The organism is Tardiphaga sp. (assembly GCF_044336785.1).
Classification (GTDB): Bacteria; Pseudomonadota; Alphaproteobacteria; order Rhizobiales; family Xanthobacteraceae; genus Tardiphaga.
In genome coordinates this window covers 1-16,136 of sequence record NZ_JBIIOT010000107.1, presented here as the reverse complement: position 1 = coordinate 16,136, position 16,136 = coordinate 1, and the positions used below count along the sequence as shown (strand labels likewise).

The window sequence follows — 16,136 nt, the reverse complement described above, 5'->3', positions numbered from 1 at the left end:
CCGCGGATTGCTCCGCGGCCTTTGTTATTCGCGGGCCCGCGACTAGCGCGAGATGTCGACGTCCTTGGTCTCCGGCAGGAAGATCGCGCCGATGACGACGGTGATGCCTGCGAAGATGATCGGGTACCAGAGGCCGGCATAGATATCGCCGGTCGAGGCCACGATGGCGAAGGAGGTTGCCGGCAACAGACCGCCGAACCAGCCATTGCCGATGTGATAGGGCAGCGACATGGAGGTGTAGCGGATCTTGGTCGGGAACAGTTCGACCAGGAGGGCTGCGATCGGGCCGTAGACCATGGTCACGAACAGCACCAGGACGAACAGGAGTCCGATCACCGCCGCGACCTGCGAACGGAAGATATCGAACGGATGCGCCATCTTGATGATCTGCGCGTCACCCGCCTTCGGATAGCCAGCCGCCTGAACCGCGGCGAGAACGGCCGGGTTGGAGGTCTTGGCGTCCACGTAGGGCGTTTCCTTGCCGTTGACCATCACCTTGACCGGCGAACCGGCAGCGCCGGGGGCGGTCGAATACTTCACCGACGACTGGGCGAGATAGGCGCGGGCCGTATCGCAAGGCTTGGTGAAGACGCGGGTGCCGACCGGGTTGAACAGATCGCCGCACTGGGCGGGATCGGCGACGACCTCGACCTTGACGGTCTCGATCGCCTTTTCCAGCGTCGGATTGGCGTTGGTGGTGATCATGCGGAAGATCGGGAAGAAGGTCAGTGCCGCGATCAGGCAGCCTGCCAGGATGATCGGCTTGCGGCCGATCTTGTCGGACAGGGCGCCCCAGAAGATGAAGAAGCCGGTGCCGAGCAGCAGCGACCAGGCGATCAGCAGGTTGGCGGTGTAGCCGTCCACCTTCAGGATCGATTGCATGAAGAACAGTGCGTAGAACTGGCCGGTGTACCAGACCACGCCCTGGCCCATCACGCCGCCGAGCAAGGCGATGAGCACGATCTTGGCGTTGCTCCAGTTGCCGAAGGCTTCGGTGAGCGGCGCCTTCGAGGTCTTGCCCTCGTCCTTCATTTTCTGGAAGACGGGGGACTCGTTCAGGCGCAGACGGATCCAGACCGAGACGCCGAGCAGCACCACCGAGACCAGGAACGGAATACGCCAGCCCCAGCGCGCGAATTCGGGCTCGCCGAGGGCCGAGCGGGTGAACAGGATCACCAGCAGGGAGAGGAAGAGGCCGAGCGTCGCCGTGGTCTGAATGAAGGATGTGTAGTAGCCGCGCTTGCCGGGCGGCGAATGCTCCGCCACGTAAGTCGCCGCACCACCGTATTCACCGCCGAGCGCCAGGCCCTGGGCGAGACGCAGGATGATCAGGATGATCGGGGCTGCGATGCCGATGGTGGCGGCATTGGGCAGGATGCCGACGATGAAGGTCGACAGGCCCATGATCAGGATGGTGACGAGGAAGGTGTATTTGCGGCCGACGATGTCGCCGACGCGGCCGAACACGATGGCGCCGAACGGACGGACGATGAAGCCGGCAGCGAAAGCGAGCAGCGCGAAAATGTCGCGGGTCGCCTGGTTGAACATCGGCTGGCCGGTGGCGGGATCGATGACGCCGAAGAACTGCGCGCCGATGACGCCGGCGAGCGAGCCGAACAGGTAGAAGTCATACCACTCGAAGACGGTGCCGAGCGAGGAGGCGAAGATGACGAAACGTTCGTCCTTCGTCATCCCCGCGGACTTCGCGGATGTAGCTGCCATCGTGGACATGTGTGAATCGCTCCCCAAAATACGTTGCTGCAAAGCTGATGCTGCGGGTCTGTCGGTCAAAGACCTTCCGGACCTCTCGCCCGTTACGCCGAACTACGCCGACTTCTCTCGTAACGGGCTTCGGAACACAGGCTAACATCGCGTGCAAATGTGCCCCAATACGACTTTAGGCCTTCGACTTTCGGCGCTGGAAGCGGCGCCGATCATCGATCCTCTGGGTTGCATCGCAGCATCGCTGTTCACCATTTTACCGCGTGGCAGCATTGCGTGCTTGCATGGGATGTGCGACCGGGCGACATTGCAACCGACTGCGCTTTTGGCGTGCTCGCTCAACATGGTGGCCGCGCAGAAGGCGACCTCTGGCACTGACGGAACTCGATGACGGTACTTGCTCCCACGCGTTTGATCATTGCCGACGACCATCCGCTGTTCCGCGGTGCGTTGCGGCAGGGGGTGAGCAGCGTGCTCCCGACCACCACCATCGAGGAGACGGGAACTTTCGACGATCTCACCAGGATGCTGGAGGAAGACTCCGACGTCGATCTGGTGCTGCTCGATCTGTCGATGCCGGGAATCTCGGGCTTCTCGGGCCTGATTTATCTGCGCGCGCAATATCCGGCGATCCCGGTGGTGATCGTATCGGCGAGCGACGATGTCGGCACCATCCGGCAGTCGCTCGACTTCGGCGCATCGGGTTTCATCCCGAAGCGCTTCGGTGTCGATACGCTGCGCGATGCCATCATGAAGGTGCTGGACGGCGATGTCTGGGTTCCACCGGATGTGGACATGACCGCGGCAGCCGATCCGGAAATGAGCAAGCTGCGCGACCGCCTGGTGACGCTGACGCCGCAGCAGGTGCGGGTGCTGATGATGCTGTCGGAAGGTCTGCTCAACAAGCAGATCGCCTATGAGCTCGGTGTGTCGGAAGCGACCATCAAGGCGCATGTGTCGGCGATCCTGCAGAAGCTGGGTGTGGAGAGCCGCACGCAGGCCGTGATCGCCGCAGCGAAGATCGCCGGCGGGCCGTGGAAGCAGGACGCGGCGTCGTAGACGTCGCTCGCCTGTCGTCACCCGGCTTGACCGGGTGACCCAGTATCCGGCGACTTCTCCGCTCTATCACGAATGCCAGTGTCTACTGGATCGCCCGGTCGAGCCGGGCGATGACAACGGTGTGTGAGGCAACGGTGTGTGAGGCAACGCTACTCCGCCGCCACCATCTGCTGGCTCCGCCACTGTCCCAACAATGCGCGCAAGCTCGCCGGTTTCACCGGCTTGTTCTGCACGGCGATGCGATCCTGCCGCGCCGCCGAGCGCACATGCGGGCTGCGATCGGCCGTGATCAGGATCGCCGGGATGTCCTTGCCGAATCTGCCTCGGATCGCGCGGATGGCGGCGATGCCGTTGCCGCGGTCGAGGTGATAATCGACGAGAATGCCGGTAAGGCGGCGGCCCGACGCCTGGATCTCGGCAATCGCCTCCATCGCGGCTTCGGGATCAGGCACCGCGATGACATCCGATCCCCAGGCCTGCAGCAGCGTCTTCATGCCGTCGAGAATCGCCGGATCGTTTTCGATGCAGACGATCAGTGTGCCCGACATCGGCTGCTTCGACAGCGGCGTCGCACTGGTGACGACGGCGGTGTGGTTGATCGCCTGTGCCACCGGCACCGTCACCGAGAAGAACGAGCCGCCGCCGCGATTGGAATCCAGCGCGATGCCGTGATTGAGCACATGCGCCAGACGCTTCACGATCGACAGGCCGAGCCCAAGGCCGCGGGCGATGCGGGCGCCCTGTTCGAGGCGGTGGAATTCCTTGAAGATCTCGCCGCGCTTGAGGATCGGAATGCCGACGCCGGTGTCATAGATGCCGATCCGCAGTGCCGTGCCGCGGCGATGACAGCCGACCAGCACGCGGCCCTTCGGCGTGTATTTGATGGCGTTGGAAATCAGGTTTTGCAGCAGGCGACGCAGCAGCAGGCGATCGGATTCCACCGGCAGCGAGCACGGCACGAATTTGAGTTCGATGCCCTTCGCTTGCGCGATCGGCGCATATTCGATTTCCAGCGAGCGCATCAGGTCGCCGATGCGGAAGCCCGAGATGGCCGGCGTCATCGCGCCGGCATCGAGCCGCGAGATATCGAGCAGCGCGCCGAGGATTTCCTCGATGGCTTCCAGCGATTCATCGATGTTCTCGACCAGTCGCGCATCCTCGCCGCCGCCTTTGCGCTCGACGAGGCTGGTGACATAGAGCCGTGCCGCGTTCAGCGGCTGCAAAATATCGTGGCCGGCGGCAGCCAGAAAGCGCGTCTTGGAGATGTTGGCGTCTTCCGCCGTGCTCTTGGCGCGCGCGAGTTCGCTGTTCAGCCGCGTCAGTTCCTCGGTGCGTTCGCGCACGCGCTTTTCCAGCGTGGCATTGGCGCGCTCCAGCGCTTCCGCCGCCTCGAAGCTCGGCGTCACGTCGGTGAAAGTGAGCACCAGCCCGCCATCGGGCATCTTGTTGGCGCGGACTTCGATGACGAGGTGGCGGTCCTTCAAGCGTTCGAGATAGGGCGTGCCCACAGTGGTGTAGGCCTTGAGGCGTGTCTTCAGCCTTGTGTCATAGTCGCCGGAGGGCGGCGCGCTGTGAATGTCGATGAATTCGAGGATCTCCCGCAGCGGAATGCCGATCTGCACGATCTGCGGCGGCAATCCCAGCAATTCGCCAAAATGCTGGTTGGAGACGATCAGCTGCAGATCGGGATTGAAGACGACGATGCCCTGGCGCACGTGATTGAGCGCGGTCTGCAGCACTTCACGATTGAAGTGCAAAGCGGCGTGGGAATCGTCGAGCAGCTTGAGCGCCGCTTTGGCGGATACGGTCCGCTTGCGCAGCAGCAGCGACATCACCACGCGCGACGATGCCGCGCCGATGGAGGATGCGATCAGATATTCGGCGTGCTTGAGCGTTTCGAAATCCGCAGGCGCGGTGGGGTCGAGATCGACGCGGCGGCGCATGGCAAAGGCATCGAAACTCTCACGGGTGCGGGCCTCGCCGATATATTGCGTCACCGTGTTGAGGATGTCCTGCACCGTCACCGTGGTGCGCCAGCGCCGGAAGGATGGGGTGATCGGCGTCAGTGTGTTCGGCACGAATGTATCGGCCTGCAGGCGCTCGATGGAGGACGGCGCGCGCATCAGCGACAGCACGATGTAGGTGATGATGTTGAGCGACAGGCTCCACAGCGTGCCGTGCAGCAGCGGCGGCAGGCTGGAGCCGAACAGGTCCTGCGGACGCAGGGCTTCGATGCCGAACGGGCCATGCTGCAGGAACAATACGCCGGCCGTTGTGGTGTCGAGGAAGCTCGGGATGAACAGCGTATAGGCCCAGACGATGAAGCCGACCACCATGCCGCCCATGGCGCCGCGGGCGGTAGCGCGACGCCAGATCAGGCCGCCGAAGAAGGCCGGCGCGAATTGCGCGATGGCGGCGAAGGACAGCAGGCCGATGGCGGCGAGCTGGGTATTGCCGAGCGCCCGGAAATAGAAATAGGCCATCACCATGATGGCGAAGATGGAGAAGCGGCGGGCCTTAAGCAGGAAGTTGCCGTAGTCGGTTTCGCCATTCGGCGGCATGCCGCGGCGGCGCAGGGCGAGCGGCAACAGGATGTCGTTGGACACCATGATGGCGAGCGCCACGCATTCGACGATCACCATGGCGGTGGCAGCTGAGAGGCCGCCGATGAAGACCGCCATGCTGAGCGCATGGGAGCCGGCCTCGATCGGCAACGCCAGCACATACATGTCGCTGTCGACAGCGCCGAACGGGAAGGTGACGAGACCCGCGAGCGCGATCGGGATCACGAACAGGTTGATGGCGATGAGATAGGCGGGAAACATCCAGCGCGCGCGGGCGACGCCGGCATCGCCGGCATTCTCCACCACGCTGACATGAAACTGGCGCGGCAGCAGCATGATGGCGCAGAAGGACAGCAGCACCATGGTGAGGAAATTGCCGATCGACGGCGCATAATCGATGGCGCGCAGCGCCTCCGGCGTCTTCATCGCGCGCTCATAGAGCTCGGATGGCGAGAACATCACGAAGGTGACGAAGGCGCCGGCGGTGATGAAGACCACGAGCTTGATGATGGATTCGGTGGCGACCGCGAGCATCAATCCATGCTGATGTTCAGTGGCGTTGGCCTGGCGGGTGCCGAACAGCACGGCGAACACCGCCATCGCGAGGGTCACGACGAGCGCCATGTCGCCGACAATGGGCACGCCGGCGATCGCCTTGTCATCGCCCAGAATGGTTTCCAGCGAGGAGGCGACGGCTTTGAGCTGGAGCGCGATGTAAGGCACCGAGCCGATGATGGCGATCACGGCCACGGTGGCGGCGACGGCCTGGCTCTTGCCGTAGCGGGCAGCGATGAAGTCCGCGATCGAGGTGATGTTCTGTGATTTCGCGAGACTGATCACCCGGCGCAGCAGTGGCGCGCCGAACACGAACAGCAGGATCGGGCCGATATAGATGGCAAGGAAATCCACGCTGGTGCGGCTGGCGACGCCGACCGAGCCGAAGAAGGTCCAGGACGTGCAGTAGATCGCCAGCGACAGCGGATAGATCAGCTTGCCGGCCATGCCGCGCTGGAACAGGCCGAGCCGGTCGCCATAGGAGGCGACGCAGAACAGAAAGCCGATATAGAGGAGGGCGGCAACGATCACGCCCCAGTCGTGCAGCATGTGCAAAGCTCCGTAGGAGCAGCAAACTAGCGCGTTGCGGGCGGGGGGGCGACAGGGATCTGGCGGGAGGGTTTATGGGCGGCTGTAATTCTCAGTCCCTCACCCTGAGGAGCCGCTTAGCGGCGTCTCGAAGGATGGCCGCGGTCTCGAGAGCCAGGCCAGCTCATGGTTCGAGACGGCGCTTCGCGCCTCCTCACCATGAGGGGCGGAGTACGCGTTGAGGGGCGGAGTACGCGTTACGAAATCGCGCGCAAGCCGTAAAAGCTGATCAGGATCACCACCAGCCAGGCGGCTATTCCGGTGGCGATGGCCAGCCGGTAATCCATCACGCCGATGGCGAGGTAGCAGGCGCCGAGAAAGGCCAGATAGGCGGGGATCGTCTTGGCACCGGCGAGCAGCGCCTCGCGAAAGCCGGATGTCTCGCCTTTGGCACCGACGATGGCCAAAGCGATGATCGCGAAGGTCGGAAACAGCGGCAGGATGCCCGGCAGCGTGTTGCCGCGCTTGGACAGGAAGGCGATCAGCGCGGTGAGCAGGCCGCCGAGAATGCCTTTCCAGATGATGTCCAAGGGGAGGGTGTCCTTTGCGTGAGCTGCAGCTATCTCTAACCCTCATCCTGAGGAGCGCGCAACGCGCGCGTCTCGAAGGATGGCCGCGGGCTCGGAGCCAGGCCAGCTCATGGTTGGAGACGCGGCCTTCGGCCGCTCCTCACCATGAGGGCAGAGCTTACTCCGCCGCCATCGCCTTCGCGCGCAGTGGCATGCCGAGTTCGTCCCACACCTGCAGCAGTGCTTCGGCGAGGTGATCGATCAGCACGTCGTCATGATAGGGCGACGGCGTGATGCGCAGGCGCTCTTCGCCCTTGGCCACGGTGGGATAGTTGATCGGCTGGATATAGATGCCGTGATCTTCCAGCAGCAGGTCGCTGGCCTTCTTGCACAGCTCGGCATCGCCGACAAAGACCGGGACAATATGGGTGTCGGTGGACATCACCGGGATGCCGGCCGAGGTGAGCACGGCCTTTAACCGCGCAGCGCGGTCCTGATGGCGTTCGCGCTCCCAGGTCGAGGACTTCAGATGCTTGATGGCAGCGGTTGCGGCCGAGCAGATCGCCGGCGGCAATGCCGTGGTGAAGATGAAGCCCGGCGCATAGGAGCGCACGGCGTCCACGATGTCCTTGCTGGCAGCGATATAGCCGCCGAGGCAGCCATAGGCCTTGGCGAGGGTGCCTTCGAGCACGTCGATGCGGTGCATGACGCCATCACGCTCGGCAATGCCGCCGCCGCGCGGGCCATACATGCCGACCGCATGGACCTCGTCCACATAGGTCATGGCGTTGTATTTTTCGGCGAGATCGCAGATCACGGACAACGGCGCCACGTCGCCATCCATCGAATACAGGCTCTCGCAGGCGATCAGCTTTGGCCGCGCGGGATCGGCGGCCTTCAGCAGCTCCTCGAGATGTGCGACATCGTTGTGGCGGAACACGACGCGCTCGCAGCCGGACTGGCGGATGCCCTCGATCATCGAATTGTGGTTGAGCGCATCCGAAATGATCAGGCAGTTCGGCATCAGTTTGGCGAGCGTCGAGATGCCGGTCTGGTTCGAGACATAGCCCGAGGTGAACAGCAGGGCGGCGTCCTTGCCGTGGAGATCGGCGAGTTCTTCCTCGAGCTGTACGAGGGGATGATGGGTGCCTGCGATATTGCGGGTGCCACCGGCGCCGGTGCCGACGCGGGTCGCGGTCTCGACCATGGCGCCGACCACTTTCGGGTGCTGACCCATGCCGAGATAATCGTTGGAGCACCAGATCACGACATTGCGCGGGCCTTTCGGCGTGTGCCAGACCGCATGCGGGAACCGGCCGGCGATACGTTCGAGATCGGCGAAAACACGGTAGCGGCGCTCGTCATGAAGGCGGGAGAGCGCGTCACTGAAGAACTTGCTGTAATCCATCGGAAAGACACCCAGAACGGAACCCGAAACCCAGCGTGGTCTGCGTTTTAGAGCCTTTCCAGTCTGGCTGTCGAGGCGCAATTGGGCAAATTGCCTACGCCGCGTCGTCATCCCCGCGAAGGCGGGTATCCATACACGCTGTCGATTGGGTGAAAGCTCAGCCGGGCTGGCTCTGCCTTTTCTCACCACCGCTTCGGAGGCTATGGGTCCCCGCCTTCGCGGGGACGACAGTTACAGTCGACTAGATCGCTTTAAACCGCAGCTTGCCGTCGCTGCAGAGTTCCTGGCTCAGCCGGCCCTCAGCCAGCATGTAATTGACATGGGCGATCAGTTCGCCGGCGGCAAAGCCGGTCTGGTGAGCGTCCAGCTTGTGCTTGTGAAACACGACCGGCACGAGCTGCGCTGACGTCTTGGCCTCGGTGCGACAGGCATCCGCGATCATGCCGCAGCGCTCCTCGTGATGGTCGGTGAGCTGCTTGATCCGGATCTGGAGGCCGTAGAACGGCACGCCATGGCCGGGCAGCACCAGCACATCCTCGGGCAATGCGGCGCCGATGTCCTTGAGCGATGTCAAATAGGCGCCGAGCGCATTCTCGTCGGGCTCATGGGCCCAGACGCTGACATTGGGCGAGATCTTGCTCAACACCTGATCGGCGGAGAGATAGATCTTGTCGGCGGCGCAGTAGAGCGTGACCTGATCGGGCGAATGGCCGGCACCGGTGATGATCTGGAAATTGCGCTTGCCGATGGCGATCGTCTTGCCATGGCTGAGCCGGCGATAGGCGGCGGGCAGCGGCACGGTCTTCTTCAGATAGTCCTGGCCGCGGCCGAGTAATTGCTCGGTGATGTCGGCGTCCATGCCGTGGCGCAGGAAGAACTGGCGCATATTCACCAGGCGCTCTTCGGTGCGGCGGTTCTGGTGATAGACGCCCTGCAGATATTCGATCTGCGAAATGTAGAACGGACAGCCGAAGCGCTGCACGATCCAGCCGGCCTGGCCGACATGATCGGGATGCGCATGGGTGATGATCACCTTGCTGATATGGATGCCCTTGAGCGGGCCGTCGAACAGTTTGGTCCAGGCTGCGATGGTGGCGTCATTGCCGAAGCCGGTATCCACCATGGCCCAGCCGTCGCCGTCTTCCAGCAGGTAGATGTTGACGTGGTTCAGACGGAAGGGAAGGTCGAGCCGCAGCCATTTGATGCCGGGGGCGATGTCCACCACCTGATCGGGGCCCGGGTGGCTCTCGATGGGATAATTCAGCGGATCGGCTGGCTTCGTGCTGGCGTCTGTCATCGTCTTTTTGTCCTTTGCAACCGGATTAGCGGGCGAAGGACCCCTGCGCCAGCCCGTTTAGGCATGGCGCAGGGCATGGGTCATGCCGTCGCGCGCATGGCGGGAGCGACGTCCGCAGCCGGAAGGCCCGAGGTCATGCCGAGCCGGCCGAGCAGTTCGGCATCGCGGTCGGTCTGCGGATTCTTCGTCGTCAGCAGGACGTCGCCGATGAAGATGGAGTTGGCACCGGCGAGGAAGCACAAAGCCTGCAGCTCGTCGGTCATATATTGCCGCCCGGCGGAAAGCCGGACCACGCTCTTCGGCATCATGATCCGCGCCACGGCGATCATGCGGACCAGCGCAATCGGATCCGGGCGCTCGGCCGTGTCGTTGACCGGCACGCCCTTCACTTCATTCCACATATTGATCGGCACCGAGTCCGGATGATGCGGCATGTTGGCGAGCAGCAGCAGCATGCCGAGACGATCCTCGACCTGTTCGCCCATGCCGATGATGCCGCCGCAGCAGGTCTTGAGGCCGGCATCATGGGCGCGCGACAGCGTGTCGATGCGATCCTGCATCGTGCGCGTGGTGATGATCTTGCCGTAGAATTCCGGCGAGGTGTCCACATTGTGATTGTAGAAATCGAGTCCGGCGGCGTGCAGGCGCTTCGCCTGATCGTCGGTGAGCATGCCGAGCGTCGCGCATGTCTCCATGCCGAGGCCCTTCACCGCGCTCACCATGTCGCAGACGCGATCGAGGTCCTTGTCCTTCGGATTGCGCCATGCGGTCGCCATGCAGAAGCGGCTGGCGCCGGCGTCCTTCGCGCGCTGCGCGGTGGCGACCACGGCGTCCTGCTCCATCAGCTTGGTGGCCTTGAGGCCTGTATCGTAATGCGCGCTTTGCGAACAGTAGCCGCAATCTTCCGCGCAGCCGCCGGTCTTGATCGAAAGCAGGCTCGCGGTCTCGATATGATTGGGATCGAAATTGCTGCGATGAACGCTCTGCGCCTGGAAGATCAGGTCCGAGAACGGCAGCGCATAGAGCGCGTCGGCCTCCGCGCGCTGCCAGTCATGGCGCGGCTGATGGATCGATGTGACGGAAGGAGTCATGGCAGTCCTCGCAACTTGCGCAGCCCAAAACGCATGGGCTACGTTGGGAGGAGTCCACGATTTTTATGGCGAGTGCAAGGACGCGGGGCGAGCGCAGCCATGTGCTGCGCCCGTCTTGCGTGCGTCACGCATCACACATGCGTTATGCGGCGCGGATGCTGGTGAGGAATTCGTCGATCTCGCCGCGCAGGATGTCGGCCTCGCGTCGCAATTCGCCGGAGGCACCGAGCACGTCAGTCGCTGCAACGCCGGCTTGCGACGACGCATCGCTGACGCCGACGATATTGCTCGACACTTCGCTGGTGCCGCCAGCGGCATGCTGGATATTTCGCGCGATCTCGCGTGTTGCGGCGCCTTGCTGCTCGACAGCGGTGGCGATCGCCGTGCTGACTTCGTTGATCTCGGTGATGGTCTGGCCGATATTTCTGATCGCGCCGACCGCCGTAGACGTCACTTGCTGCATGGCGACGATCTGCGTGCGAATTTCATCTGTCGCCTTCGCGGTCTGATCGGCGAGGCTCTTCACCTCCGATGCGACCACCGCAAAGCCGCGGCCGGCATCGCCGGCACGTGCGGCCTCGATGGTGGCGTTGAGTGCGAGCAGGTTGGTCTGCGAGGCGATGGTCTGGATCAGGTCGATGACGACGCTGATGCGGTTTGCGCTTTCGGCGAGGCCCTGCATGGTCGCGTCGGTCTCGCCGGCCTCGCTGACCGCCTTGGCGGCGATCTGCGACGAGGTCACGACCTGGCGGCTGATTTCGGCGATCGACGAGGTCAGCTCTTCCGTGCCGGCGGAGACGGTCTGCACATTCACCGAGGTTTCTTCCGCGGCTGCCGCGACGGCGCTGACCAGCGCGCTCGAACGATCGGCGGTGGACGACATGTCCTGCGCGGTTGTCTGCATGGAGTTGGCGGCGGTTTGCAGCTTCTCCAATGCGTTGCGCACCTTGCCTTCGAAATCGTGGATGCGGGCTTCGACCCGCGCCGCACGCTCGTTCTTGGCGATGCGGTCGCGGTCCTGCTCGGCGGTCATGTTGCGCGCATTGATCATGCTCTCGCGGAATACTTCCAGCGAGTCGGCCATGACGGTGATCTCGTCCTGCTGCTTGCTGCGGGCCATCTGCGTTTCGAGATCGCCGCTGGAGAGCAGCTGCATCGCCTTCTGCAGTTGCGCCATGCGGCGCAGGATGCTGCGGCCGACATAGAGCCAGACGAACAGCGCCGAGCCAATCAGGGTCAGCGCGCCCAAGGCGAGCATGATCTGTGTGGAGAGTGTGATGGTGGTCTGCGCCTTTGCGGTGGATGCGTCGGTTTCCGCGCGCACCTTGTCGACCAGCTGCTTGACGCTCATGCCGAGGCCGACATTGAGCTTGCGGGTCTCATCCAGGATCAGCTCGCCATATTCGAGCGTATCGATCTCCTTCTGGCGGACCTTGAACACGCCGTCTTTGCCATCGCCGAGGGCGAGCAACTGCTCGGCAGCCTTCTTGAGATCGGGGATGCTGCTGATGGCGCCATCGAGTGCGGCGAGATTGGCTTTCACCCGCGTCTGCGCGGTCTTGAAGCTATCCTCGATCGGCGAAAGCGCCTCACCGGTGCCGGCGGACAGTGCTGCCATCAGGTCGGACGAAATCAGGTTGGTGTCGGCGACGACATTGCCGATCTGCACGATGATACGCGAGGCCTCGCCGGAATCCTCGGCGGAGAACACGACGGCGCGCAGCGTTGCATCCATCCCGGCCTGGGCATCGACAATCGACGGGGCCGCCTTCTTCACGAAATTATCCGCCGCGGTACGCACCGCATTGTAGAGCTTCTCGTGCTGGACGGCCGCGTCGATCTTTTCCTGCGTGGCGGCGCCGAGGCTGCGGATCGTGTCCCCGATATTCTTCACGGAATCGGCGAGGGACGCGACCACGGCCATGTCGGCACCGAGCTTGGCGATGCTATCGAGCTTTTCGGTGGCGACCTTGTGGGTGGCGCTCATGCGCTGCGAGCGCTCTTTCAGAATCTCGGCGGTCGAGGACGCGAGCAGCATCGGGCCCTGGCTGGCGAGGCTTTCGCTGGCAGTGGCGAGTTCGAGGCTGGCGGTGAGTTTCGGAATGTCGCGGCCGTTGAGCTCGGTCATCATCTGGCCGAGCTGGCCGAGAATGGCGCCGGCGCCGGCGCTGATCAGGATCGCCATGCCGGCAATCACAGCGAAGGCGGCAAACAGGCTGCCGCGAATGCCAAACCGTGGGCGCGAGATGCGGATGCGCGCGAGCTTTCCAGAAACCGACTTCACTTTGATGACTCCCCCACGCCCGCGGTGATGTCGTGCGGGTCGCGCCGAGAGTATGTCGGTACCGAGTTAACATTCGGGTAAATGCGCAATCGGAGGCTGTCGCGGGGCTTGCGCGGTTACCGAAGCGTAAAGATCGGAGCTGTGCCCTGACAGAGGCGCAAAACAAAAAGGCCAGCGTTTCCGCCGGCCTTTCCGTAAGTCACGTGCCTGAAATCAGGCGCGGATCTCAGTACTTCGCGACAACCGGGCCACCCCAGTTGAAACGGTAGTTCAGGCCAGCCTTGACGACGTGCTGATCGTTCTTGGACGAACCGAAGGCGGTCAGAGCCGGAGTGGTGATCGTGGTGCTGCCGAAATCGTAGTACTGGTACTCGATCTTGCCCGACCAGTTCTGGGTGAACAGGTATTCGAGGCCGGCACCGACGGTGTAGCCGTTGTCCTTGGTGGTGGTGGCGAAGCCGACGTTAGCAGCCGGAGCCGTCACGAACAGGGTTTCGGTCGCGTCCTGATAGGCCCAACCACCCTTCACGTAGAGCAGTGCCGGACCCCAGGTGTAGCCGAGACGGCCGGTAACCGAGGCGAGACCCTTCTGGTTCAGGTTGTAGCCGTAGCCAGTGGTGCCGAACACGACGTTGGTGTTGTTCGAACCAACCCAGCTGTACTGGCCTTCAACACCGATCACCCAGTTCGGAGCGAACTGGTAGTCAGCGCCAGCCTGCACGCCGCCGAGGAAGCGACCATCCGAATTGTCGGTGGTGCCGCCGAAGCCGCTGTTGCCGTTGAAGGCGCCACCGACGTGACCGCCGATGTAGAAGCCGGTCCAGTTATAGATCGGGGCAGCGACGTAAGCCGGAGCCTTGGTGTAGGGACGAGCGGCGAGGTCAGCGGCCGAAGCCGAGGCGCCCATCGCGAGGAGGGCAGCGGTGCCCAGCAGGAACTTCTTCATTTTTTCTTCTCCAGAAAACCGATTTAGACCGGGGCACGCTTGGGCTCCGTCCTATGGCGTCGAGATAGACAGGTTTTGCGCAAATTGCTGTCACCCATTCGCCACAGCTGCCTACAACCCGACCAGCTGAGACGCACCGCAAAATCATGCTTAGCGACAAATTAATTAAAACTGAAAGAGGCGTTAATTTTCAGTGGGTTATGGCGCTTTTGGAGGTTGATGGGTCAACCCGTAATAATTTGGTTTATCTCTAGATAGATTTGTTGTGATCGACGTGATTGCCGTTCGCGCTTGCCAAACCTTTCGGCATGGTCCGGCGTTGGTTTTCGAATACCATTGGTTGCTGTGATGGCGGGAATCGCTACGCGGCGGGTGGTATCACGAGCGCTTGCGTCGCGGCCCTTGCCCGAAACCAAGTTCAATGGTCCCCATTACCCTCACTACGCGGTGCCCTTCGGCGCCTCTCCGCAAATGGAAGCGCGTTGAATGCAGGTCGAGCGGATTTTGAGGGAATATGGCCAGTTTCTCCGGCCGATGGCCGAGGCGCCCCGCGATGGCCAGCGCATTCTCGGGCGGACGACCCAAGGCGGCCTGATCTTCTGCTACTGGGAGCCGCACCCGGCAGGGCTGATCGGCCCGAATTGGGTCGAGGAACGGGATAGTCCGGTCGGCTATGTCGATCGGTTTTTCGACGGCTGGATTCGCCTGTCGGATTTTCGCCTGCTGGATACCAACGCCATCAATCGCCTGCTGGTCGCCTATATCGATGACGCCCGGGCGGCAGACGATCGGAGCGCCCTGGATCTGCTGGATGCGTCGGGTGCGGATCGGCTGAGTCAAGCGGGCCAATAAATGGTGCTGCCAGACAGGAATGCTCCTTCAATGTGAAGGTCAATGATAAGAGCGGTTAGAAGGGTTTTGCTCTTCGCCCTTTGCCTGCTTCGCCGCGCTGACGAGTTGTTTCGCGAGCATCCCATCGAGCATGTTTTCTAACGCCGTCACATCTGTTGCGCCCTCGCCAAGTCTTTGATCGGCAGCTTCGAGGGCGTCATAGTATGGCTTCTTGTTTCCGGCTATTTGCTCGGGAATAGTCGGCGCACCGGGCAGCAAACTGTCAAGCTTGATGCTCATCACGACATAAGACACAGCGCGAGCAGTGCGGCCGTTGCCGTCGGCGAATGGGTGAATCCAATTAAGCCGCCAAAGAACGTAAGCAGCGAGGTGAACCGCGCTCATTGACCAATTGTCGTTCACGTAATCGCAGAGGTGCTCGATCTCTTCCGACACGAACGGGGCTTCTGGCGGCTGATGTTTGCTGCCATGGATCGTCACGACGGTGTTGCGCCACGTTCCTGCCAAGGGATGAATGCCGTCCAGTGCAGCCTGATGCAGCTTAAGGATTAAGCTCGACCGCAACCGGAAAGGACGCTCCGGTTCCTTTACGAAGGACCGGATCATCTCCAGTGCAAGATCGAATTGGCGGATGCCGTTTTCGGCTTCGCGTCGCGCAATGTCATCCGGATCACTCAGCAGTGGCGCCATCTCGGCAATGCTATGCCGGTCATCTGCCACGTTGGTGCTATCCGCCCGAATGGAGCTTCTTGTCGAGTGCAGCAACCATCTCGCGAGTGATGCGCTCGTTCTCGATATGGGTGTTGCCGTACGCGAAGCTGCGTCGTTGTTCGCCCAACTGAGCTGGCGTCATCTCGATTTGGCGAGCGCGCTCAATAAGTTCTTTAAGATCCTCAGTCATTGAGCCACTCCCATCAAAAGCGAACATAGGAACGGCTCACGTTCCTGTAAAGTTCCTAATCGCAGGTAAAAGCACATCCTATTTGAGTGCGGCGTTTAAGTGACATGCGTAATGATGTCGAGCTTTCAAAACAGCAAGACTGTCTTGAGTAACCTGCCAAAAACTCTGACTAACGTGATGGAGATCTTGAGCTTAGGATCTTGTGCCCAGCTTCTCTGCGCCGCTCTGACATCGCTATGGGGCGCCGCTGATCAGCAGACTAAGGCAGAGCTGATCTTGGACGACAGGGCGCCGCCCCTCCAAAGCGCGATACACGGAAACACAATCGATCCGCCGCGCCTTTGCAATAGCTAATCGGTC

General features: G+C 62.4%; 12 protein-coding genes. 2 read left to right on the top strand and 10 right to left on the bottom strand.

Features of this window, described 5'->3' with window-relative positions:
• Window positions 1-42: 42 nt before the first annotated feature.
• Window positions 43-1,731: an MFS transporter gene (locus tag ACIQ2A_RS22190; RefSeq protein ID WP_398483447.1), complete on the bottom strand. Its 1,689-nt coding sequence runs from the start codon at window positions 1,729-1,731 to the stop codon at window positions 43-45.
• A gap of 378 nt (window positions 1,732-2,109) precedes the next feature.
• Between ACIQ2A_RS22190 and ACIQ2A_RS22185 the strand changes: the two genes are divergently transcribed.
• Entirely contained in the window at window positions 2,110-2,781 is a 672-nt protein-coding gene (locus ACIQ2A_RS22185) for a response regulator transcription factor (protein ID WP_398483445.1), read from the top strand.
• Window positions 2,782-2,930: 149 nt separating this feature from the next.
• On the opposite strand, the gene ACIQ2A_RS22180 is transcribed toward ACIQ2A_RS22185, so the two are convergent.
• The 7 genes from ACIQ2A_RS22180 to ACIQ2A_RS22150 all read right to left on the bottom strand — a co-directional run bounded on the left by ACIQ2A_RS22180 (window position 2,931) and on the right by ACIQ2A_RS22150 (window position 14,023).
• A complete protein-coding gene (locus ACIQ2A_RS22180) occupies window positions 2,931-6,449 on the bottom strand; it encodes a NahK/ErcS family hybrid sensor histidine kinase/response regulator (protein WP_398483443.1) in 3,519 nt (1,172 codons plus the stop codon).
• A gap of 236 nt (window positions 6,450-6,685) precedes the next feature.
• Window positions 6,686-7,018 carry a GlpM family protein gene (locus ACIQ2A_RS22175; RefSeq protein WP_398483440.1) on the bottom strand — a complete coding sequence of 111 codons (333 nt, stop codon included), beginning with the start codon at window positions 7,016-7,018 and terminating at the stop codon, window positions 6,686-6,688.
• Between the two features lie 157 nt (window positions 7,019-7,175).
• The gene (gene hemA / locus ACIQ2A_RS22170) at window positions 7,176-8,405 is read right to left on the bottom strand and encodes a 5-aminolevulinate synthase (RefSeq protein ID WP_398483438.1); all 1,230 of its coding nucleotides are present in this window, start codon (window positions 8,403-8,405) and stop codon (window positions 7,176-7,178) included.
• A gap of 241 nt (window positions 8,406-8,646) precedes the next feature.
• The gene (locus tag ACIQ2A_RS22165) at window positions 8,647-9,702 is read right to left on the bottom strand and encodes an MBL fold metallo-hydrolase (protein WP_398483436.1); all 1,056 of its coding nucleotides are present in this window, start codon (window positions 9,700-9,702) and stop codon (window positions 8,647-8,649) included.
• 80 nt (window positions 9,703-9,782) lie between these two features.
• A complete protein-coding gene (bioB, locus tag ACIQ2A_RS22160) occupies window positions 9,783-10,793 on the bottom strand; it encodes a biotin synthase BioB (protein WP_398483434.1) in 1,011 nt (336 codons plus the stop codon).
• A 142-nt stretch (window positions 10,794-10,935) separates the two neighbouring features.
• The gene (locus ACIQ2A_RS22155; RefSeq protein ID WP_398483449.1) at window positions 10,936-12,978 is read right to left on the bottom strand and encodes a methyl-accepting chemotaxis protein; all 2,043 of its coding nucleotides are present in this window, start codon (window positions 12,976-12,978) and stop codon (window positions 10,936-10,938) included.
• A 325-nt stretch (window positions 12,979-13,303) separates the two neighbouring features.
• Window positions 13,304-14,023, bottom strand: a complete 720-nt coding sequence (locus ACIQ2A_RS22150; RefSeq protein ID WP_398483432.1) for an outer membrane protein — start codon at window positions 14,021-14,023, stop codon at window positions 13,304-13,306.
• Window positions 14,024-14,509: 486 nt separating this feature from the next.
• Here ACIQ2A_RS22150 and ACIQ2A_RS22145 point away from each other — a divergent pair, with 486 nt between their 5' ends.
• Window positions 14,510-14,875, top strand: coding sequence for a hypothetical protein (locus tag ACIQ2A_RS22145; protein WP_398483430.1), 366 nt, complete (start codon window positions 14,510-14,512; stop codon window positions 14,873-14,875).
• A gap of 39 nt (window positions 14,876-14,914) precedes the next feature.
• Here the strand turns inward: ACIQ2A_RS22145 and ACIQ2A_RS22140 are convergent, their stop codons facing one another.
• Together ACIQ2A_RS22140 and ACIQ2A_RS22135 are read right to left on the bottom strand one after the other, a co-directional pair.
• On the bottom strand, window positions 14,915-15,595 hold the full coding sequence (locus tag ACIQ2A_RS22140) for a Fic family protein (RefSeq protein WP_398483428.1): 681 nt from the start codon (window positions 15,593-15,595) through the stop codon (window positions 14,915-14,917).
• 7 nt (window positions 15,596-15,602) lie between these two features.
• Window positions 15,603-15,776 (bottom strand): hypothetical protein, encoded by a 174-nt coding sequence (locus ACIQ2A_RS22135; protein ID WP_398483426.1) that lies wholly within the window; start codon window positions 15,774-15,776, stop codon window positions 15,603-15,605.
• Window positions 15,777-16,136: the final 360 nt, after the last annotated feature.

Coding starts and splice junctions, on each gene's coding strand:
- ACIQ2A_RS22135 (WP_398483426.1), bottom strand. CDS start 15,776: ATGACTGAGGATCTTAAAGAACTTATTGAGCGCGCTCGCCAAATCGAG.
- bioB (WP_398483434.1), bottom strand. CDS start 10,793: ATGACTCCTTCCGTCACATCGATCCATCAGCCGCGCCATGACTGGCAG.
- ACIQ2A_RS22145 (WP_398483430.1), top strand. CDS start 14,510: ATGCAGGTCGAGCGGATTTTGAGGGAATATGGCCAGTTTCTCCGGCCG.
- ACIQ2A_RS22165 (WP_398483436.1), bottom strand. CDS start 9,702: ATGACAGACGCCAGCACGAAGCCAGCCGATCCGCTGAATTATCCCATC.
- ACIQ2A_RS22185 (WP_398483445.1), top strand. CDS start 2,110: ATGACGGTACTTGCTCCCACGCGTTTGATCATTGCCGACGACCATCCG.
- ACIQ2A_RS22155 (WP_398483449.1), bottom strand. CDS start 12,978: ATGGCGATCCTGATCAGCGCCGGCGCCGGCGCCATTCTCGGCCAGCTC.
- hemA (WP_398483438.1), bottom strand. CDS start 8,405: ATGGATTACAGCAAGTTCTTCAGTGACGCGCTCTCCCGCCTTCATGAC.
- ACIQ2A_RS22190 (WP_398483447.1), bottom strand. CDS start 1,731: ATGTCCACGATGGCAGCTACATCCGCGAAGTCCGCGGGGATGACGAAG.
- ACIQ2A_RS22180 (WP_398483443.1), bottom strand. CDS start 6,449: ATGCTGCACGACTGGGGCGTGATCGTTGCCGCCCTCCTCTATATCGGC.
- ACIQ2A_RS22150 (WP_398483432.1), bottom strand. CDS start 14,023: ATGAAGAAGTTCCTGCTGGGCACCGCTGCCCTCCTCGCGATGGGCGCC.